The following is a 17,812-nucleotide window of genomic DNA, read 5'->3' on the forward strand; positions in this document are numbered from 1 at the left end:
GCTCAGGCGATCACTGCACCGCCACGAACTCCCCGCCCTTCACCTGCAGCAGCACGCCGCCGTAGCTCGGGTTGCGCCCCGCGTCCACGCTCCAGGTGCCGTTGCCCAGCACCATCGGCACCTTGTTGAGCTTCGCGAGCTCGTCGCGGATCTTGGTGCGGTCGGGGTTCGCGCCGGCGTTCCTCACCGCCTGCACCGCGACCTGGCCCAGCGCGTAGCCCATGCCGGCCCAGTTGTCGGGCGCGGCCTTGTACCTGGCCTGGTAGGCCTTCACGAAGGCCTGGTTCATCGGCGAGGAATTGCTGGGCGAATAGTCCGACACGAAGTAGGTGCCCTCGACCGCCTTGCCGCCGGCCTTGATGAAGCCGGCCGAGCCCAGCGTCGACGGGCCGATGAACTTGACCTTCGACTCGAGCCCGGCCTGGCGGATCTGCAGGATCAGGTTGGCCGAGACCTCGGCCGGCGCGGCGATGAAGATGGCGTCGGTGGGCGTGGTCGCGATCTTGGTCGCGAGCGCGAGGAAGTTGGAGTCGGAGGAGATGAACTTCTCGTCGGCCGCGATGGTGACGCCGGCCTTGGTGAAGTAGTCGGCCAGCGCGTTCTTCTGGCCGATGTAGCCGTCGCTGCTCTGGTCGTGCAGCAGCACCACGCGCTTCACGCCGAGCTTCTCCGAGGCCAGCTTGCCGAGGAAGCCCATGATGTCGGTCGGCGTGGCCTGGATCTTGAAGGCCCAGGGGCCGGTGGCGAGGATGCCGGGCGAGCTGCCGATGGCGAGGATCGGCAGCTTGAGGTCGTTGGCCACCGGCGCGCCGGCCAGGGCCTCGGCGCTGACCGTGGGGCCGAGGATCAGCATCACGTTGTCGCGCTTGCCGAACTGGTTGACGAGGTTGATGACCTGGCCCTTGTCGCCCGCGGTGTCGCCCTCGACGATCCTGAACTTGTTGCCGCCGGGCAGGCCCTGCGCGTTGGCTTCCTCCAGCGCGAGCTTCATGGCGTTCTGGATCGGCACGCCACCGAAGGCGTAGGTGCCGGTCATGGCGTTGAACACGCCGACGGGGATCTCCTTGCCCTGCCCGAAGGCGAGGCCGCTGAAGGCGAGAAGCAGCGCGCCGGCGACGGCGGCTCTGCGATGCATGGTCATGGTGTGTCTCCAAGGGCGCGCGAAGGTGCGCGGTTTTTCTCAGGGGGCCATGGCAGTGTCTTCATGCATCCGGGTTGCGTCAGTCCCCATCGCAGGGGACGGACCGACCCGAAGCGGTGCCGAAGCTATTCGGCCACCAGCTGCAGCGGCAGCACGTCGAGCGTGCGCAGCGTGTTCACCGGCCGCCAGCGCGATGCGCCCGCGGGCTCGATGCGCTTCACGCGCCGCACCAGCGCGCCGAGGATGCTCTCGGCCTCGAGCCGCGAGATCATCTGGCCGATGCACACGTGCGCGCCAATGCCGAAGGCGCGGTGCACGCCCGCGGTCTGGCGCGTGACGTCGAAGCGCGCGGGGTCGGGCCACTGGCGCGGGTCGCGGTTGGCGGCGCCCATGTGGTAGCCGACCTTGGTATCGGCGCGCAGCCGCACGCCGCCGAGCTCGACCTCGCCCGTGGTGGTGCGGAACATCACCTGCGCCGGCGACTCCAGGCGCAGCGCCTCCTCGAACGCGCCCTTGATGAGCGCCGGGTTGGCCTTCACGCGCGCGAACTGGTCGGGATGCTCGGCCAGCAGCTTGAGCGTGGAGCCGATGCCGGCGATGGTGGTGTCGACGCCGGCGCGGAAGAAGGAGCGCACGTGCAGCGGCGCCGTCCCCTTGTCGAAATGGCCCGCGTCCTCGGCCTCGTAGATCTTCTCGGCGAAGCCGCCGGGCAGCGTGTGCTCGCGCTGCAGCACCTGCTGGTACCAGTCCATGATCGGCGCGGCGCGCTCGAGCGCCTGCGCCACGCGCTCGTTGTTCGGCCCGAGCTGGTTGAAGTTGAGCTCGCCCGTGAGCTTGATGCGCTCGGGCGGCACCGCGATGCCGAGCACGGCCGGGAACACCTCGAGCACGTAGGCCTCGGTGATGTCGGCCACGCCGTCGACGCGGCCGCGCGCCACCGCGGCCTCGGCGATCTCCTCGGCGCGCTGCGCGAACTTCTCCTTCCAGCTCTTGACCACCAGCGGCGACAGGATGCGCTGCAGCGCGGCGCGCACGCGCGTGTGCTCGGGCGGGTCGATCTCCGAGATCGGGCTGCGCGTGCGCCAGGCGCCGGGCTTGCGGATGTCGCTCATGCCCACGCCGCCCTCGACCGTGAAGCGCTCGAAGTCGCTCGCGACGATGCCTGCCTCGGCATGGCGCGTGACGGCGTAGTAGCCGTGCGGCGCGACGTAGACCGCGGGCGCCATCTCGCGCATGCGGTCGAACAGCGGATAGGGATCGGCGATGTTCGGGTCGGAGAACGGGTCCTCGTCGAGGACCGGTGCGTCGGGAACGGACAGGGTGGCGGTGGCGTTCATGGGTCGGTCCTCCTCAATCCGCGCTCGGCAGCACGCGCACGGTCATGTCGGCGATGCGCCAGCCCTCGCCGGTGCGCCGGAAGCGCAGCTCGTACTTGCCGAACATCGCGATCTTGCCGGGGCCGTCGCGCCAGTCGGTGATGAGCGCGCGCGCATGGCCGTGGGCCTCGTCGGCGCCTTCGCCGGGCACGGCGTAGAAGTCGGTCATCTGGTGGTGCATGCGCTGCCCGAACTTCTTCTTCATCACCTCTTCCATCAGCGCCAGCAGATGGTCGCGGCCATGAATGGTTTCGGGCGGCAGGCCGCTGCCGCCCTGCGAGGCCGGTGGCGAGTTGGCGCGGGTCCAGCTCGCGTCCTCGGTGAACAGCTGGGCGAAGTCGGGGTCGCCGGCGTCGGCGAGGTGGCCGTAGCGGGCGAACAGGGAACGGATCTCGAGCTCGTCCTCGACGGGCAGTTGCGGAAAGCGCATGGGGTCTCCAGGGTCGGCACAGTGCTTCGCCCAGTGTCCGCAGGCGCGCCGCGCGCGTCTGTCCCCATGCGGGGGACGGCGGCCCCGGGCGCACCCGTACCACCGCAAGGGGACATACAACCAAGGGCTGCATTCCGATGATCGCCGCCATGCTGATGCAACAACTACTCAATGGCGTGGTCGTGGGCAGCGTCTACGCGCTGTTCGCGCTCGGGTTTACCCTTCTGTTCGGGGTCAACCACATCATGAACATGGCCCACGGTTCGGTGTTCATGTGGGGCGCGTTCGCGGGCCTGTACGCGGTCACGGTGCTCGACGCGCCGATCTACGTGGCCCTGCTGATCGGCATGCTCGCGGGCGGGCTGGTGTCGGTGGCGCTCGACCTGTTCGCGTTCCGGCCGTTGCGCCGCCGTGGCGCGCCGGAGTTCTCGGCCATCGTCTCGTCGATCGGGGCCGATCTGGTGCTGCTCGCGCTGGCGCAGAAGCTGTCGAACACGGCCGTGATGCGCTTTCCCTTCGATGCCTTCCCGGTGGTCATCTACACCATCGGCGGCGTGCGCGTGCAGCTGCTGCAGCTGGTGATCGTGGCGCTGGTGGTGGCGATGGTGTTCGGCCTGGTCTGGTACCTCTACCGCACCGGCTTCGGCCAGCGCATCCGCTGCGTGGCCTATTCGGAGCAGACCTCGCGGCTGCTGGGCATCAACCCCGGGCCGGTGAACATGCAGGTGTTCCTGATCTCGGGCGCGCTCGCGGGCATGGCCGGCGTGCTGATCGGGCTGGTCTTCAACTCGGTGCACTTCGCGATGGGCGAGCCGCTGCTGCTGCGCGCCTTCGTGATCATCATCCTCGGCGGGCTCGGCAGCATTCCGGGCGCGCTGATCGCGGGGCTCGCGATCGGCATCGTGCAGACGCTCGCGGTGGCCTACGTCTCCTCGGGCGTGGCGGAGGCGATCGTCTTCACCGCGCTGTTCGTCGTCATCCTGGTCCGGCCCACCGGCCTGTTCGGTCAATCGTCCGCCGCCATGCGGGTGCAACGCGCATGATGAACTTCTTCTACACCTACCAGTCGTTGTTCGACCACATCCTGGTCTACGCGATGCTCGCGATGAGCCAGTACGTGGTGCTGCGCGCGGGCGTGTTCTCGCTCGGCAGCGCGGGTTTCGCCGCCATCGGCGCCTATGGCTGCGCGCTGCTGGTGGTCAAGGCCGGCTGGCCGCCGCTGGCGGCGATCGCCGCGGGCACCGCGCTCGGCGGCGCGGCGAGCGCGGTGCTGGCCTTTCCGCTGTCGCGGCTGCGCGGCGTGTTCCAGGCGGTCGCCACCCTGGCCATGGTGCAGATCGTGCTGTCGGCCACGCAGAACTGGACCAGCGTGACCAACGGCGCGATCGGCATCAGCGGCATTCCGAAGGTGGCCGGCACCGGCGAGCTGCTGCTGATCGTGGTCGCGGTGGTGGTGCTGCTGGCCGCGATGGGCCGCCACAGCATCGGCCGCGCGATGGACGTGATCCGCGAGGACGAGACCGTGGCCGTGTCGCTCGGCATCTCGGTGCCCTACCACCAGCGCATCGCCTTCATCCTCTCGGGCCTGCTCGCGGGCCTGGGCGGCGCGCTGCAGGCCTCGAGCAGCTACGCCATCACGCCCGGCGAGTTCGGCTTCGGCATGCTGGTGGCGGTGCTCGCGATGGTGGTGCTAGGCGGGCGCACCTCGGTGTGGGGCGCGCTCGTGGGCGCGGCCATCCTCACCACGCTGCCCGAGCTGTTCCGCGTGTTCGCCGACTACCGCAACGTGGTGCAGGGCATCCTGCTGATGCTGGTGATCGTCTACCTGCCGCGCGGCGTGGCCGACACCGCGATCGCGCTGCTGCACGACCGCCGGCTGCGGCGCCAGGCGGGCCACGCGGCGCGCGCGCCCGCGGCACCGGCGGTGTCCAAGGCACCCATCGTCAAGACATCGATCGAAGGAGGCGTGCGCTCATGACCGCGACCCTGGTTCTCGAAGGCGTGGCCCGCCATTTCGGCGGCGTGCCGGCGGTCGACGGCCTGAGCCTGCAGGTGCCGGCCGGGCAGATCACCGGCCTGATCGGCCCCAACGGCGCGGGCAAGACCACGGTGGTCAACCTGATCACCGGGCTGCTGCACCTGACGGCGGGCCGGGTGCTGCTCGAGGGCCGCGACGTGTCGCGCGACGAGGCGCCCGCGCTCGCGCGCGCCGGCGTGGCGCGCACCTTCCAGAACATCCGGCTGGTGCCCGATGCGAGCGTGCGCGAGAACGTGGTGGCGGGCTTCCATCGTCACGAGAAGTCCGGCCTGTGGGCCAACCTGCTGGGCCTGCCGTCGGCGCGCGCCGAGGCGCGCGAGCTCGATGCGCGCGCGATGGAACTGCTCGAGCGCTTCGGCATGGCCGCGCTGGCCGAGCACCGCGCGGGCAGCCTCTCGTACGGCCACCAGCGGCGCATCGAGATGATGCGCGCGCTGGCCACGAGCCCGAAGCTGCTGCTGCTCGACGAGCCCGTGGCCGGCATGAACGACGCCGAGGCCGAGAGCCTCGCGGGCATCTTCCGCAATGTGGCAGCCAGCGGCGTGGCGGTGCTGCTGATCGAGCACAACATGCGCTTCGTCATGTCGCTGTGCTCGCACCTTTACGTGCTGGCCTCGGGCCGGCTGATCGCCGACGGCCTGCCCGAGGCGGTGGGTCGCGACCCGAAGGTCGTCGAAGCCTATCTGGGGGCCTGAACCATGCTCGAGATCCGGAACCTCGACGTCCACTACCGCGGCATCCAGGCGCTGCGCGGTGTGAACCTCCATGTGAAGCAGGGCGAGATCTTCGCGCTGATCGGCCCCAATGGCGCCGGCAAGTCGAGCCTGGTGAACGCGCTCTCGGGCCTCGTGCCCGCGGGCGGCGAGATCCGCTTCGAGGGCCAGCCGCTGGGCCGCATGCCCGCGCACCTGCGTTCGCGCGCCGGCATCATCCAGGTGCCCGAGGGCCGGCGCGTGATCGCGCCCCTGTCGGTGGCCGAGAACCTCGAGCTCGGCCGCCAGGCCGCCGGCGTGCGCGGCAGCGACGCGAAGGACCTGGAGCGCGTGCATGCGCTGTTCCCGGTGCTCAAGGACCGGCGCCACCAGCTCTCGGGATCGCTGTCGGGCGGCCAGCAGCAGATGCTCGCGATCGGCCGCGCGCTGATGGCGCGCCCGCGCGTGCTGATGCTCGACGAGCCCAGCCTCGGGCTCGCGCCCGTGATCATCAAGGAGGTGTTCCGCGCGCTGGTGCAGCTCAACCGCGAGGGCATGACCATCCTGCTGGTGGAGCAGAACGCGCGCCTCGCGCTGCAGACCGCGCACCGCGCCGCGGTGCTCGAGCAGGGGCGCATCGTGCACGAGGGCATGGCGAGCGACCTGGCGAACGATCCGGTGATTGCGGACCACTACTTCGGGCGGGCCGGCCTGATCGCCTGATCGGCACGGGCAGGCTCAGGCGGTGGTGATCGTCTTCGGCTCGAGGAAGGCTTCGAGCCCGAAGACCCCGAACTCCCGACCCACGCCCGACTGCTTGACCCCGCCGAAGGGCGCGAGCAGGTCGGGCGCGATGCGATTGACGAGCACCGTGCCGGCCTCGAGGCGCGTGGCGACGCGGCCGGCGCGTTGCGCATCGGACGAGAACACGTAGGCCTGCAGTCCGTAGGGCGAGTCGTTCGCGATCGCGACGGCTTCGTCCTCGCCTTCGTAGCCCAGCACCGACAGCACCGGCCCGAAGATCTCCTCGCGCGCGATCTCCATGTCGTTGCGCACGTCGGCGAACACCGTGGGCCTGACGTACCAGCCGTGCGACAGCCCCTCGGGCCGGCCCTCGCCGCCGGCCACGAGCGTCGCGCCCTGTTCCTTGCCGCGCCGGATGAAGCGCTGGATGCGCTCGAACTGGGCCGCGTTCAGCAACGGCCCGATGGCCGTGGCCGGATCGCGCGGATCGCCCACGCGCAGCGCTGTCGCGATGGCGGCGATGCGCTCGATCGCTTCCGGCATGCGCGCACGCGGGATCAGGAGCCGCGTGCCCGCGACGCAGGCCTGGCCGTTGTTCATGAAGGCCGCGTTGAGCGCCAGCGGCAGCGCGCTCGCGAAGTCGGCGTCGTCGAGCACGATCGAGGCCGACTTGCCGGTGAGCGCGAGGCTCACGCGCTTCATGGTGTCGAGCGCGGCGCGCGCGATCAGCTTGCCCGTGGGCGTCGAGCCCGTGAACGAGAGCTTCGCGATGCCGGGATGGGTGGCGATCTCGTCGCCCACGTCGGCGCCGCGGCCGAGCAGCACATTGAATGCGCCCGCGGGCAGGCCCGCGTCGTGCAATGCCTCGGTCACCACCCAGGCCTGGATCGGCCCCAGTTCGCTGGGCTTGATGACCGACGCGCAGCCCGCCGCGATCGCCGAGGCGAGCTTGCTGCAGACCGAGCCGGCGACGCTGTTCCAGGGCGCGATCAGCCCGGCCACGCCGACTGGCGCCAGCGTCACCGTGGAATCGCCCACGCGGCGCGTGAACTCGAAGGCCTCGAGCGTGCGTGCCGCGTTGGCGAAGCATTGCGAGGCGTAGTCGCTGACCCACTGGGCGCGCGCGAGCGGGCCGCCGTACTCCTCGATGGTCGCGTCGCGGATCGCGTCGGTGCGTGCGAGCACGGCGGTGCGCAGCCGCTCGAGCATCTCGATGCGCTCGGCCTTGCCGGTGGCGGCCAGCGCGGGCTGAGCGCGCTGCGCGGCCGCGATGGCACGCTTCGCATCGTCGCGGTTGGCGAGCGTCGCGCTGCCGATGCGCTGTTCGGTCGCGGGGTTGGCGATCTCGACGACCTCGGTGCCCTGCACGGGCACGAAAGCGCCGTCGATGTAGGCCTTGTCGATGTTCCACATGGTGCTGACTCCTGGCTTGTTGCCGCCGGTTGGCGGGGTTGAAGGCAGTCTAGGAATCCGCCATCGTTTTGAGAATCCGATCAAAATGAGATGACTCATCCAGAAAATCGGAACAATGCACAAGAGCGGCCTGATCGAACTCGAGGTGGTGCTGGCCGTCGCGCGGCGGCAGGGATTTCGCGCCGCGGCGGTGGAACTGGAGATGTCGACCACCGCCGTCAGCAACGCCGTGTCCAGCCTCGAGGCCCGGCTCGGTGCGCGGCTGTTCCATCGCACCACGCGCAGCGTCTCGCTGACCGAGGCCGGCCGGCAGTTCGTCGAGCAGATCGGCCCGGCCGTCACGAACATCCGCGATGCGATGGACAGCGTGGGCGAGCGCCGGGCCACGCTGGGCGGCACGCTGCGCATCAACAGCGCGCTGGGCGCGGCGCTCATGGTGTTCCGCCCGCTGGTGGCGGAGTTCCTGCGCCGTCATCCGGGCGTGACCGTCGACATCGTCACCGAGGGCCGCATGGTCGACATCGTCGCCGAGGGCTTCGACGCCGGCCTGCGCCTCGCGCCGCTGGTGCCGCGCGACATGGTGCGCGTGCCGCTCGGCGGCAGCCTGCGCATGGCCGTGGTGGCGTCGGCCGAGTACTTCGCGAACCGCCCCCGGCCCGAGGTGCCGGCCGACCTGATGCAACACGCCTGCATCCGCGCGCGACTGCCGAGCGGCGTGCCCTCACCGTGGGAGTTCGCGCAGGGCGGCGAGCCTTTCACTGTGGATGTGCCGGGGCCGCTGGTGCTCGATGCGCCGATGCTGATGCTGGAGGCGGTGCGGCAAGGCGTGGGGGTGGCGCAACTGGCCGAGTGGTACGTGGCCGAAGACCTCGCGAGCGGGCGGCTGGTGCGCGTGCTCGACGAGTGGACGGTGCCGGTGCCGGGGTTGTGCATTTATTACGCGGGGCATCGGCATCTGCCTGCGGCGTTGCGGGCGTTGGTGGATTTGGTGCATGAGCTGCGGGCGAAAGAGGAAGAGCGAAGCGTCAGGGCAGGACCGGCAAAGCGAAAGCCGTCCAGGGAGGCGGCGAAATCCGGACGGCGTTCGGGACAGTGATCCGCAGCCGATTTGGAATGCAGGCACTGCTCTTGCAGCTTGTGTGGGAACGTGGAGAGTGCGGCCTCATCCGCCAAGGACAAAGCGTGCCTGTTCCTTGCGCAGCATCTGATAGGGGTTCATGAACTCGATGCCCAGCCCGACGCAGACATTGGGAATCTTGATGCGCTTGAGTGTCGGCGACGCGACCTCGTGCGTCACCACCGTGTGCCGGCCTGCCAGCGCCGCCGCGACAAGCCAGAAGTCCGCCACCTGCAAGAAGGTGTTGACTGCCGCTGGATCGAAACCCTGCCTGACCACCCACCCGCTCACAGCGGGGGCGGCCGTCAGCACGTCGGCATCGGTCGGTACGAAGAACCCGTCGCCCTGAGCTTCGGCCCAGGCCGTCAACTCGTCGGCCCCTGCGGTCAACTCGTCGCCCACCTGTCGAATGCTGTACAGCCTGCCTGCGCCATGCGTCCTGGTGAGCCATTCCCAGAAGGCGGGACAGAAATCGAAGCCGTACTGCAGGTTCTTGGCCTGGATGAAGACGTTGGCGTCGAGCAGGTAAGCCATCAGGTCGGGAACCCCAGGGTTCGTCCCAGCTCGTTGAAGGTGCTTGGCTTGGCGATGCCGAGCATGCGGAACGCATCGCGGTACAGCGTGCGTCCCTCCAGGGTGCTGGCCACCAAAGTCTGCGCAAAACGCTTGCTGACGCGGGCAACTGTGGTTCGGTAAAAATCGCCGCCGCCGGCATTGCGTTGAGTCAAGGCTTTCAGGCGTGCTTCCTCGGCGCGGTAGGCGGCCCAGAACGCACTCCTGTCCAGCCAGCCCACGTCCAGCATGCGCCGCAGCAACACCAGCGTGCTCACCTTGAAATGGCGGGCCAGACGCTGCAGGGCCACATCCAGTGCCTCGTCACGTTGCAGGGCTGCACGGAATTCGGTCTGGGGAACCAGCAACTCGGCCGCCACGCGATTGCACCAGCTCTCGGTTGCGTGATTGGAGGCCTCGACCATCGCAGCATCAGACAGAGCGGTTTGACCCAGCCACAGATGGGCTAGCTCATGCGCCAGAGTGAACATCTGCGCGGCCTTGCTGTCCGCGCCATTGATGAACACGAGCGGTGCGAGCGCATCGGCCAACGCGAAACCCCGAAATTCCTGAGGATCCAGGTGACGGGTGTTGTTGTTCATCACCACGCCGCTGACCATCACCATCACCCCGGCTTGCTCCGCCTGCGCGATGAACAACCGCAGGGCCTCTGCCCAGGTCGGACATTCGCGACGCGCCTCCACGCTGAAACCCAGCGTCTGGCGAATGAGCTGGGCCGCATCTGCTGCCGGTGTGGCGAGGGTTGTGCTTCCGACGAATGGCAGAGGGGTCTCGCCATGGACGACGGCCTCGTCCCGATACCAGGCCTGCCGTGTCTGGCAGGTGTAGATGACATCCAGCAGGTCGGCGCTCAAGCGCGGCAAGCCCTGACCCATGGTTCGGAAATCCGGGATGGGAACGACTTCCTGTGGTGGTGCTGGCAGGAAGAAATAGCCCAACGGGGCGTGAGTGGCCTGGGCGTACTGTTCAAGTTGTCGCAGCGTCGGATGAGTCTCGCCGGACTCCCAGTCCGGCAGACGCGGAAAACGTACCGCCAGCGCTGCTTCGTCCATCCGCGCGCGCTGGCGTGCCCAGACGAAAAGAGCGGGCTGGACGGCGATGCGGGTCATGAACGGAGCTTATCGCAAGGAAAACATGAGAGTACCGGGGCAGGCTCTCTGAACATGCTGCCGCCGACGAACGGGCGAAAGAACCGACCGATGGGTGCCTGGTGGCCGGATTGCGCGCCTTCCTGTGGCGCCCATCTTTCAATCCCGCACGGCATCTGCGCGGCGTGAAGCACACAGTTCCAACGCGTGCTGTACAGCCGGCTTGGCATACGCCACAAACCCCGCCACCTCGCCCTGACGCGACGCCAGATCGTCCTCCGCCTGCCCCAGATAAGCCTCCCTCGCCCGCGCCATCAACGGCCGCAACTCACCGGGCAGCCGTTCGATCACCCAAGCCGCGGCCGCATCCTTCGAAGCAATGCCCCCGGTCGCGGCACTGAACCAGATGCGCGCCAGCGCGAGCACCACGTTGCGCTCGTCGCCCTCCCAGTCCGGAGGTTCGCTCCAGATGCCGATGGTGTCGCGCAGCGCCTGTGCGAAGTCGCTCGCGGGCACCGGGTCGAACTGGGTCTCGGCGGCGGGGCCGATCAGCGGGACGCTGTGTTGCCTGGCCTTGGTCAGCAGGATCGCGAGGTCGCGGTCGATCTCGGGCGCGTCGAAGACGCCGGCCTTCAACTCGTCGCGCAGCCATTCGCCGAACTGCAGTTCGCGCCGCGCCGGGTAGCGCCAGGGCAGCACCTCGTCGCGCACGACGATCGTGACCTCGAGCGGGCGCAGGGCCGCGTCGGTGCCGGGCGCGGCCGACACCGAGAGCAGGTCGGTCATCAGCGCCTGCCGGGTCGCGAGCGCCAGCGGCGCGGTCACGCAGACCAGCAGGTCGATGTCGCTCCCGGGCCGGAGGCCACCGTCGACGGCGGAGCCGAACAGGTGCAGGGATTCGAGGGTGTCGGACAGGTGGCGTTCGAGCACGACACGGGAGAGCGCGAGTTGCGGTGCGATGTCGATGGGGAGCAATGCGGTCATCGGGCTATTCGAACGTCGACGCATCGCGGTTGCAATCGTGCACCCGTCGGGCCGAGGGGTTTTCGACCGTCAGCGCAGCGCGATCAGCAGCAAGCCTGTAGCCGCCAGCGCCGCGGTCCAGCCGCGCTTCAGTGCCTGCCCTTCGAGCCACCGCGGATGCCGCGCGATGCCGCGGCACACGCCGGTCGCGATCAGCCCGGTGGCCAGCAGCATCGCCGCCGTGTGCACCGCGACCGCGGCGAGCGCCAGCGTCATCGAGCCCGATGCGGTGATGGCCCGCGCGGGATCGCCGCCGAGGCACAGCGGCACGAGCGCGGGCACCAGCATGAGCCCGGCGCCGTGCGCGGTCGCCATCACGAAGGACCAGCCCGCGAGGCCCGCATGGCCGGCTCGCCATCCGATGGTGGATCGACCGCCGCGAAACAACCGGCAGGCGGCCGCGAAAAGGAGCGCCGCGCCCGCCAGCACCTGGACCAGTGCGCGGTCCAGCCACATCCCTTGCGCGACGACGAAGGCCACGATCGCGACCGATGCGAAATGCCCGACGGCGATCGGCAGCAGCGCGCGCCGTGCCCGTCCATCGTCGCGCGCCTGCACGCCCCATGCCGCGGCAAACATCCAGCCATTGGCCGGACTCAGCCCATGGAAGGCGCCGAGTCCAGCGACCGCCAGCCAGGGCCATAGCGCGGTCATGGGAGGTCTCAGCCGCGCGACGAGCAGCACGCATGCGCCGCGAGCCGCGTCTCGTAGCGGTCGTGATGCCGCACCCACGCCATCGTGTGCTCGAGCCCTTCCTCGTCGCGCCCCTTGGGCACGAGGTCGATCAGCGGATAGGCGCCCATCATCACTTCCACGCCACGACCGTAGCGCGAGTAGGTGTGGAACACCTGGCCCGCCGCGTCCTTGAAGAACACGCTGATGCCCGGCGCCTCGGCCTGCGGAAAGGGTTGCATGGCGAAGTTGTAGTAGACCGAGCCGCTCGCGAATTCCTCGGGCGTGAAGCTGACGTGGAAGTCGTGGTTGAAGTCGTTGCGCGCCGACGAAACCCACTTGAACTTCCAGCCCATGCGCTCGCGAAAGCGCTCGATCTCGGGCAGCGCATTGCGCGAGACCACGAGCAGCGTGACGTCGCGCGCGGCCAGGTGTGGGGCGGCGCCGTCGTGGTGGTCGGCCATGTACGAGCAGCTCGGGCAGCCCTGATCCCCGCCGGGCGCGAACATGAAGTGCTGCACCAGCAGCTGGCTGCGGCCCTCGAACAGGTCGGCCAGCGCGCGTGGGCCGTCGGGCGTGTCGAAGACATAGTCTTTCTCGACGCGCACCCAGGGCAGGGCGCGGCGTTCGCGCGCGATCTGGTCGCCCAGCCGCGTGAGTTCCTTCTCGCGTTCCAGCAGGGCGCGGCGCGCCTCGGTCCATTGGTCCCTGGAGACGACGGCGTGGTGCGCCGTGCCTGCTTCGGTGGTCGTTGCATTCATCGGATGCTCCTTGCGTGAGTCTCGGTAAATCAATGCGCGGGCCGGCGCACCGCGCGGACCTTGCCGCTCGGGCCGCCGCCGCAGTAGAAGAGACCGGCACCATCGGACTCGAGCCCGCTGACGCCGGTGCCGCGCGGCATCTCGAGCCGCTCGAGCACCTCGCCGCTGCGCGGGTCGATGCGGCGGATGTCGCTCTCCTCGGCCTCCCAGGTGCCGTGCCACAGCTCGCCGTCGACCCAGGTCACGCCGGTGACGAAACGGTTGCACTCGATGGTGCGGCGCACGGCACCGGTCGCGGGATCGATCTCGTGGATCTTGCGGTCGCGGTACTGGCCCACCCACAGGCTGCCCTCGGCCCAGGTCAGGCCCGAGTCGCTGCCCTGGCCGGGCGCGGGGATCGAGGCCAGCACCCGGCCGGTGGCGGGGTCGATCTTGTCGATGCGGGCCTCGGCGATCTGGTAGAGATGGGTGCCGTCGAAGGCCGTGCCGGCATCGCAGGCGCGGTCCAGCGCCTTCGTGGTCTCGCCGCTGTCGGGGTCGAAGGCCACCAGCTTCTCGCCGGTGGCGGCCCAGACGCGCTGGCCGTCGTGGGTCACGCCGTGCACCTGGGTGGCGCCCGCGAAGGGCCCGTACTCGCGCACGATCTCGGCCGCCCGGGCCCTGGAACTGTCGTGGATGGTCTTGGCTGTCATGGTTGGCTCCTTGGGAGGGCACCGGACATCGGCGCCTTGGAGACAACTCTATGCAATCGCGAGCGTGGAGGGGAGTAACAAGATCGTCGTGAAACCGGCCAGCGGCGGCGCCAGCCAGCGGCGCGCGCGGGTCTGGCCGATGGCGCGCACGCGGCCCTCGGCCTCGAGATCGGCCAGCGCGCGCTGCACGGTGCGCTGGCTGGCGTCGAGCGCGAGCGCCAGCGCCGAGGTCGACCAGGCGGCGCCGTCGGACAGCAGCGCGAGCAGCGCGGCCTGCTCGCCGGCGATCGGCGGCGCCAGCACCGAGACTGGCCGTTCGTCGTGCGGCCGCAGCACGAAGCCGCGCGCGCTGGCCTCGATGCGCGCCAGCGGCTTGACCAGCGCGCGCAGCCGGCCGATCTCGACGCGCAGGCGCGCGCGGTGCGTTTCGTCGGGGTCGCGCGTGCGGAACACCTGCGCGATCAGCGCTTCGCGTTCCACGTCGCCGGGCCAGGCCTCGGCCAGCGCGAGGGCGAGCGCGAACAGCACCGGGCGGCGCGCCAGCGCGCGCCAGGTCGTGCCCGCGCCCACGGCGCGGCGGCAGGCATCGACCACCAGCGTGCCCGAGTCGAGCAGCGCCTCGACCTCGTCGAGCCGCAGCATCCGTTCGCCGCCGGAAAAGTATTGCCGCGCCGCGGGGCGGTCGAGCGCGGCGCGCGTGTCGACCACCTCGGCCAGCAGGGCCGGCACGCCCGCATGCTCGGCGGCGATGCGCGCACGGGCCAGGGCGTCGCGTGCCGGCGCAGTGCGCAGGGAACGCAGCGCCAGTTCGGCGGTGGCGAGCTCGGCCACGGCCGCGAGCGAGGCCGGCAGGCCCTGGCCGTCGAGATGGGCCAGCGCGTCGCGCGCCTCGTCGAGCCGCCCGAGCAGCAGCGATCGCCGCGCCGCGATCAGCCAGGCCTGCAGCGCATTGGTGGGATCGCCGTGCGCCTCGAGCGTGGCGGCTGCCGCCAGCAGCGCGCGCGGCGAGCCGCCGAAGTCGCGCATCGCCAGCGCCACCTCGGCCTCGGCGACCACGCAGCGCGCGCGTGCCAGTGCCTCGTGCGCGCCGAAGCCGCGCGCGGCGCGCCGCAGCAGTTCGCGGGCACGCGCATGGTCGCCGAGCTGGGCCATGGCGATGCCGCGCAGTGCCAGCGCCGGCGGATCGTCGCGCAGCGCGACCCGCTTGAGCGCGCCGAGCGCGTCGCCCGCGGCCAGCGCGCGCGCGGCGGCGGCGATCAGGGAGTCCATCGAAGTGGCGCCGCTATTCGATCCAGGTCCGCGCGCCCACGCCCTGGTACTGGCGCCGGTAGGCCGAGGGCGTGGTGCCCACCACCTGCCGGAACCGGCGCGCGAAGTGGGCCGGCTCGGCAAAGCCCGTGCTCTCGCCGATCTCGGCCGCCGAGGCCGAGGTGAAGACCAGCAGCGTCTTGGCGCGGTCGATGCGCCGCTCGGTCACGATCTCGAGGAAGGTCTTGCCGGTCTCGCTCTTGAGCAGGTGCGCCAGGTGGGTGGCCGACACGTGGCTGGCCTGCGCCGCGTCGCCCAGGGTCAGTTCCTGCGCCAGGTTCTGCGTGATGTAGCGGATGCAGCGCAGCACCGCCTGCTTGTACGACTGCAGCACCAGGCCCTGGGCCTCGCAATGGCGGAAGTCCTCGCCGTAGCGCCGCCACACCATGCCGATCAGGTTCAGCAGGTGGCCGCGGATCAGCAGGTGGCTGGCCGTGTCCTCGCCCGAGGGCCGCTGCGCCTCCTGCGTCATGCGCTCGCACAGCGCCTGCAGCTGTTCGGTCTCGGCCGCGTCGAAGCGGAAGTCCAGGCAGTGCTGGAAGCGGAACGGCGCGAGCTCGGGCGCGCGCGCCAGCGGCACCTCCGACAGCTCGAACACGTCGAGATCGAGCGAGGGCAGCAGGTAGTCCTTGCTGATGTTGATGATGTGGAACACGCCGTCGGCCGCGTTCGGGATGTAGTGGACCAGGAAGGGCAGCACGAAGCTCACCGTGCCCGGACCGATCGGGCGCTGGCCGCCGCCGATGTAGTGCGTGGTCTCGCCGCGCGTGTTGACGTAGATCTGGAAGTACTCGTGCCGGTGCGGCACCGGGTTCGGCAGGATGTTGGTCTGGTCGTGGATGCCGAAGTAGGCGCGCTGCGCCCGCGTGGCCATGGTGTAGTTGCCGATGGCGGGGCGTGCGGCGCCGGAGCGCGGCAGGGGCGGGTCGATGAGGGAGGGCGCTGGTTGCATGGCGGGCCTGGCACGAGGAATCGCAAGGATTGCATATCTTTGCGCAAGCCTGTGCGTTGAGGCAGAAGGGCCTCGTTCCTAGACTCTAGCCACTCCTTCACAACCCTTCCAGAGAGACAACACGCAATGCCCACCAGCCCCGCGCCCGGCGCCGCCGACGCCCTCCAGGTCGCCCCCATCTCCATCGACATCGTCGGCAGCGACCGGCAGTTCCCCGTGCGCCGCGTCTACTGCGTGGGCCGCAACTACCTGGCCCACATCCGCGAGATGAAGGAGGGCGACGAGCGCGATCCGCCGTTCTTCTTCCAGAAGCCGGCCGACGCGGTGGTGACCGACGGCCGCGTGCCCTATCCGACGCTGACCGAGGACTTCCAGTTCGAGTTCGAGCTGGTGGTGGCGATCGGCAGCGAGGCCTCCAATGTCTCGCCCGACACCGCGCTCGACCATGTGTTCGGCTACGCGGCCGGCCTCGACATGACGCGCCGCGACCGCCAGCGCGAGTGCAACAAGCGCGGCCTGCCGTGGGAGCAGGGCAAGTCCTTCGACCATTCGGCGCCCTGCGGCCCGATCCACCCGGTGGCGCGCGTCGGCCACATCCGCTCGGGCGCGCTGAACCTCGCGGTCAACGGCAGCGTGCGGCAGGATTCGGTGCTCGAGAAGATGATCTGGAACGTGCACGAGATCGTCAGCGAGCTGTCGAAGCAGTACCGCCTGCTGCCCGGCGACCTGATCTTCACCGGCACGCCCGAGGGCGTGGGCCCGGTGCAGCGCGGCGACCGGCTCACGGGCCGCATCGAGGGCCTCGAGCCGCTGCAGGTCGAGATCGTCTGAACGCACAAGGCCAAGGAGACACCGCATGAAACCGCTCGAACGCATCGCCTATTCGGCCATCGCCGACCGTCCCGCCCGCCGGCTGCCCGGCGGCAAGCGGCTCGCCGTCTGGGTCATCGTCAACGTCGAGGAATGGAACATCGACGAGACCATGCCGCGCACCGTGCTCACGCCGCCGGCCGGCGGCTCGCCCATGCCCGACATCCCGAACTGGGCCTGGCACGAGTACGGCAACCGCGTCGGCTTCTGGCGCATGCTCGAGGCGATCGACGCGCTCGGCATTCCCGCCACGCTCGCCATCAACGGCTCGGCCATCGGGGCCTACGAGCCGATCGCCAAGGCGGCGAAGGCGCGCGATTGGGAGTTCATCGGCCATGGCTTCGGCCAGCGCAACATGCAGAAGGTGCCCGACGAGGCCGAGGACATCGCCAAAACCACCGAGGCGATCCGCGCCTACATCGGCAAGCGCCCGCGCGGCTGGCTCGGCCCGGGCCTCACCGAGACCTGGCACACGCCCGACATCCTGGCCGAGCAGGGCTACGAGTACGTCTGCGACTGGGTGCTCGACGACCAGCCGGTGGAGCTGAAGACGCGCAACGGCGGCCACATCGTCAACGTGCCCTACACGCAGGAATGCAACGACGTGGCGATGATGCTGATCCAGCACCACAAGGCCAGCGAGTACCGCGACCGCGCCATCGACCAGTTCGAGCAGCTGTACGCCGACGCCCGGGACTCGGCGCGCGTGATGGCGCTGGTGGTGCATCCGTACATCATGGGCGCGCCGCACCGGCTGCGCTATTTCCGCGAGGCGCTGGCGCACATCCGCGAGCGCGAGGACGTCGGCTTCTTCACCGGCGAGCAGATCCTCGACTGGCATCTCGCGACGCGCGACGCCGCTTGAGACCCGCCCCGGCGCGCGCCGCCGAGGCTGCCTTTTCCCCAGAACAAGAGTCTCGCC

Annotated in this window: 19 protein-coding genes; 7 read left to right on the forward strand and 12 right to left on the reverse strand. The window is 69.9% G+C overall.

Annotated elements, in window-relative coordinates; translation table 11 throughout:
- Positions 1-10: 10 nt before the first annotated feature.
- The 3 genes from ACODT0_RS01895 to ACODT0_RS01905 form a co-directional block, all read right to left on the reverse strand.
- On the reverse strand, positions 11-1,141 hold the full coding sequence (locus ACODT0_RS01895; RefSeq protein WP_489040392.1) for an ABC transporter substrate-binding protein: 1,131 nt from the start codon (positions 1,139-1,141) through the stop codon (positions 11-13).
- 125 nt (positions 1,142-1,266) lie between these two features.
- The gene (locus ACODT0_RS01900; RefSeq protein ID WP_489040393.1) at positions 1,267-2,478 is read right to left on the reverse strand and encodes a cytochrome P450; all 1,212 of its coding nucleotides are present in this window, start codon (positions 2,476-2,478) and stop codon (positions 1,267-1,269) included.
- 13 nt (positions 2,479-2,491) lie between these two features.
- Positions 2,492-2,947, reverse strand: coding sequence for a nuclear transport factor 2 family protein (locus ACODT0_RS01905; RefSeq protein WP_489040394.1), 456 nt, complete (start codon positions 2,945-2,947; stop codon positions 2,492-2,494).
- A gap of 155 nt (positions 2,948-3,102) precedes the next feature.
- On the opposite strand from ACODT0_RS01905, the gene ACODT0_RS01910 reads away from it, so the two are divergent.
- Genes ACODT0_RS01910 through ACODT0_RS01925 form a run of 4 tightly spaced genes read left to right on the forward strand, consistent with a single transcriptional unit; the run spans position 3,103 to position 6,400 of the window.
- A complete protein-coding gene (locus tag ACODT0_RS01910; RefSeq protein WP_489040395.1) occupies positions 3,103-3,990 on the forward strand; it encodes a branched-chain amino acid ABC transporter permease in 888 nt (295 codons plus the stop codon).
- Positions 3,987-4,925 (forward strand): branched-chain amino acid ABC transporter permease, encoded by a 939-nt coding sequence (locus ACODT0_RS01915; RefSeq protein ID WP_489040396.1) that lies wholly within the window; start codon positions 3,987-3,989, stop codon positions 4,923-4,925. Before ACODT0_RS01910 ends, ACODT0_RS01915 begins: the two co-directional genes overlap by 4 nt.
- A complete protein-coding gene (locus ACODT0_RS01920; RefSeq protein ID WP_057594135.1) occupies positions 4,922-5,680 on the forward strand; it encodes an ABC transporter ATP-binding protein in 759 nt (252 codons plus the stop codon). The genes ACODT0_RS01915 and ACODT0_RS01920 overlap by 4 nt, the downstream gene beginning before the upstream one ends.
- A 3-nt stretch (positions 5,681-5,683) precedes the next feature.
- Positions 5,684-6,400: an ABC transporter ATP-binding protein gene (locus ACODT0_RS01925; protein ID WP_057594136.1), complete on the forward strand. Its 717-nt coding sequence runs from the start codon at positions 5,684-5,686 to the stop codon at positions 6,398-6,400.
- Between the two features lie 15 nt (positions 6,401-6,415).
- On the opposite strand, the gene ACODT0_RS01930 is transcribed toward ACODT0_RS01925, so the two are convergent.
- Positions 6,416-7,834 carry an aldehyde dehydrogenase family protein gene (locus ACODT0_RS01930; protein ID WP_489040397.1) on the reverse strand — a complete coding sequence of 473 codons (1,419 nt, stop codon included), beginning with the start codon at positions 7,832-7,834 and terminating at the stop codon, positions 6,416-6,418.
- A 115-nt stretch (positions 7,835-7,949) separates the two neighbouring features.
- Between ACODT0_RS01930 and ACODT0_RS01935 the strand changes: the two genes are divergently transcribed.
- Positions 7,950-8,930 carry a LysR family transcriptional regulator gene (locus ACODT0_RS01935; protein ID WP_489040398.1) on the forward strand — a complete coding sequence of 327 codons (981 nt, stop codon included), beginning with the start codon at positions 7,950-7,952 and terminating at the stop codon, positions 8,928-8,930.
- A 66-nt stretch (positions 8,931-8,996) separates the two neighbouring features.
- Here ACODT0_RS01935 and ACODT0_RS01940 read toward each other — a convergent pair whose 3' ends face one another.
- The 8 genes from ACODT0_RS01940 to ACODT0_RS01975 form a co-directional block, all read right to left on the reverse strand.
- Positions 8,997-9,485 (reverse strand): DUF4411 family protein, encoded by a 489-nt coding sequence (locus ACODT0_RS01940; protein WP_057594141.1) that lies wholly within the window; start codon positions 9,483-9,485, stop codon positions 8,997-8,999.
- Positions 9,485-10,633, reverse strand: coding sequence for an ImmA/IrrE family metallo-endopeptidase (locus tag ACODT0_RS01945; protein ID WP_296726809.1), 1,149 nt, complete (start codon positions 10,631-10,633; stop codon positions 9,485-9,487). The genes ACODT0_RS01940 and ACODT0_RS01945 overlap by 1 nt, the downstream gene beginning before the upstream one ends.
- A 138-nt stretch (positions 10,634-10,771) precedes the next feature.
- Positions 10,772-11,596, reverse strand: coding sequence for an AadA family aminoglycoside 3''-O-nucleotidyltransferase (locus tag ACODT0_RS01950; protein WP_422098841.1), 825 nt, complete (start codon positions 11,594-11,596; stop codon positions 10,772-10,774).
- Between the two features lie 69 nt (positions 11,597-11,665).
- Entirely contained in the window at positions 11,666-12,289 is a 624-nt protein-coding gene (locus ACODT0_RS01955) for a hypothetical protein (RefSeq protein WP_489040399.1), read from the reverse strand.
- Positions 12,290-12,297: 8 nt separating this feature from the next.
- Positions 12,298-13,068 carry a DUF899 domain-containing protein gene (locus tag ACODT0_RS01960; protein ID WP_489040400.1) on the reverse strand — a complete coding sequence of 257 codons (771 nt, stop codon included), beginning with the start codon at positions 13,066-13,068 and terminating at the stop codon, positions 12,298-12,300.
- A 29-nt stretch (positions 13,069-13,097) separates the two neighbouring features.
- Entirely contained in the window at positions 13,098-13,760 is a 663-nt protein-coding gene (locus tag ACODT0_RS01965; RefSeq protein ID WP_261211044.1) for a Vgb family protein, read from the reverse strand.
- A gap of 48 nt (positions 13,761-13,808) precedes the next feature.
- Complete coding sequence (locus tag ACODT0_RS01970; RefSeq protein WP_489040401.1) at positions 13,809-15,029, reverse strand: helix-turn-helix domain-containing protein; 1,221 nt, start codon at positions 15,027-15,029, stop codon at positions 13,809-13,811.
- Between the two features lie 13 nt (positions 15,030-15,042).
- Positions 15,043-16,020 carry a helix-turn-helix transcriptional regulator gene (locus ACODT0_RS01975; protein WP_479669449.1) on the reverse strand — a complete coding sequence of 326 codons (978 nt, stop codon included), beginning with the start codon at positions 16,018-16,020 and terminating at the stop codon, positions 15,043-15,045.
- Positions 16,021-16,146: 126 nt separating this feature from the next.
- On the opposite strand from ACODT0_RS01975, the gene ACODT0_RS01980 reads away from it, so the two are divergent.
- Both ACODT0_RS01980 and ACODT0_RS01985 read left to right on the forward strand, forming a co-directional pair.
- The gene (locus ACODT0_RS01980) at positions 16,147-16,851 is read left to right on the forward strand and encodes a fumarylacetoacetate hydrolase family protein (protein WP_489040402.1); all 705 of its coding nucleotides are present in this window, start codon (positions 16,147-16,149) and stop codon (positions 16,849-16,851) included.
- 25 nt (positions 16,852-16,876) lie between these two features.
- Complete coding sequence (locus ACODT0_RS01985) at positions 16,877-17,755, forward strand: polysaccharide deacetylase family protein (protein WP_489040403.1); 879 nt, start codon at positions 16,877-16,879, stop codon at positions 17,753-17,755.
- Positions 17,756-17,812 lie beyond the last annotated feature (57 nt).

This window comes from Variovorax sp. FG153, assembly GCF_057809595.1.

Excerpts from the sequence above, each read along its gene's own strand:
- ACODT0_RS01910 (WP_489040395.1), top strand. The coding sequence starts at position 3,103 with ATGCAACAACTACTCAATGGCGTGGTCGTGGGCAGCGTCTACGCGCTG.
- ACODT0_RS01905 (WP_489040394.1), bottom strand. The coding sequence starts at position 2,947 with ATGCGCTTTCCGCAACTGCCCGTCGAGGACGAGCTCGAGATCCGTTCC.
- ACODT0_RS01960 (WP_489040400.1), bottom strand. The coding sequence starts at position 13,068 with ATGAATGCAACGACCACCGAAGCAGGCACGGCGCACCACGCCGTCGTC.
- ACODT0_RS01985 (WP_489040403.1), top strand. The coding sequence starts at position 16,877 with ATGAAACCGCTCGAACGCATCGCCTATTCGGCCATCGCCGACCGTCCC.
- ACODT0_RS01935 (WP_489040398.1), top strand. The coding sequence starts at position 7,950 with ATGCACAAGAGCGGCCTGATCGAACTCGAGGTGGTGCTGGCCGTCGCG.
- ACODT0_RS01930 (WP_489040397.1), bottom strand. The coding sequence starts at position 7,834 with ATGTGGAACATCGACAAGGCCTACATCGACGGCGCTTTCGTGCCCGTG.
- ACODT0_RS01950 (WP_422098841.1), bottom strand. The coding sequence starts at position 11,596 with ATGACCGCATTGCTCCCCATCGACATCGCACCGCAACTCGCGCTCTCC.
- ACODT0_RS01895 (WP_489040392.1), bottom strand. The coding sequence starts at position 1,141 with ATGACCATGCATCGCAGAGCCGCCGTCGCCGGCGCGCTGCTTCTCGCC.
- ACODT0_RS01900 (WP_489040393.1), bottom strand. The coding sequence starts at position 2,478 with ATGAACGCCACCGCCACCCTGTCCGTTCCCGACGCACCGGTCCTCGAC.
- ACODT0_RS01945 (WP_296726809.1), bottom strand. The coding sequence starts at position 10,633 with ATGACCCGCATCGCCGTCCAGCCCGCTCTTTTCGTCTGGGCACGCCAG.
- ACODT0_RS01920 (WP_057594135.1), top strand. The coding sequence starts at position 4,922 with ATGACCGCGACCCTGGTTCTCGAAGGCGTGGCCCGCCATTTCGGCGGC.
- ACODT0_RS01970 (WP_489040401.1), bottom strand. The coding sequence starts at position 15,029 with ATGGACTCCCTGATCGCCGCCGCCGCGCGCGCGCTGGCCGCGGGCGAC.
- ACODT0_RS01975 (WP_479669449.1), bottom strand. The coding sequence starts at position 16,020 with ATGCAACCAGCGCCCTCCCTCATCGACCCGCCCCTGCCGCGCTCCGGC.
- ACODT0_RS01940 (WP_057594141.1), bottom strand. The coding sequence starts at position 9,485 with ATGGCTTACCTGCTCGACGCCAACGTCTTCATCCAGGCCAAGAACCTG.
- ACODT0_RS01915 (WP_489040396.1), top strand. The coding sequence starts at position 3,987 with ATGATGAACTTCTTCTACACCTACCAGTCGTTGTTCGACCACATCCTG.
- ACODT0_RS01955 (WP_489040399.1), bottom strand. The coding sequence starts at position 12,289 with ATGACCGCGCTATGGCCCTGGCTGGCGGTCGCTGGACTCGGCGCCTTC.
- ACODT0_RS01980 (WP_489040402.1), top strand. The coding sequence starts at position 16,147 with ATGCCCACCAGCCCCGCGCCCGGCGCCGCCGACGCCCTCCAGGTCGCC.
- ACODT0_RS01925 (WP_057594136.1), top strand. The coding sequence starts at position 5,684 with ATGCTCGAGATCCGGAACCTCGACGTCCACTACCGCGGCATCCAGGCG.
- ACODT0_RS01965 (WP_261211044.1), bottom strand. The coding sequence starts at position 13,760 with ATGACAGCCAAGACCATCCACGACAGTTCCAGGGCCCGGGCGGCCGAG.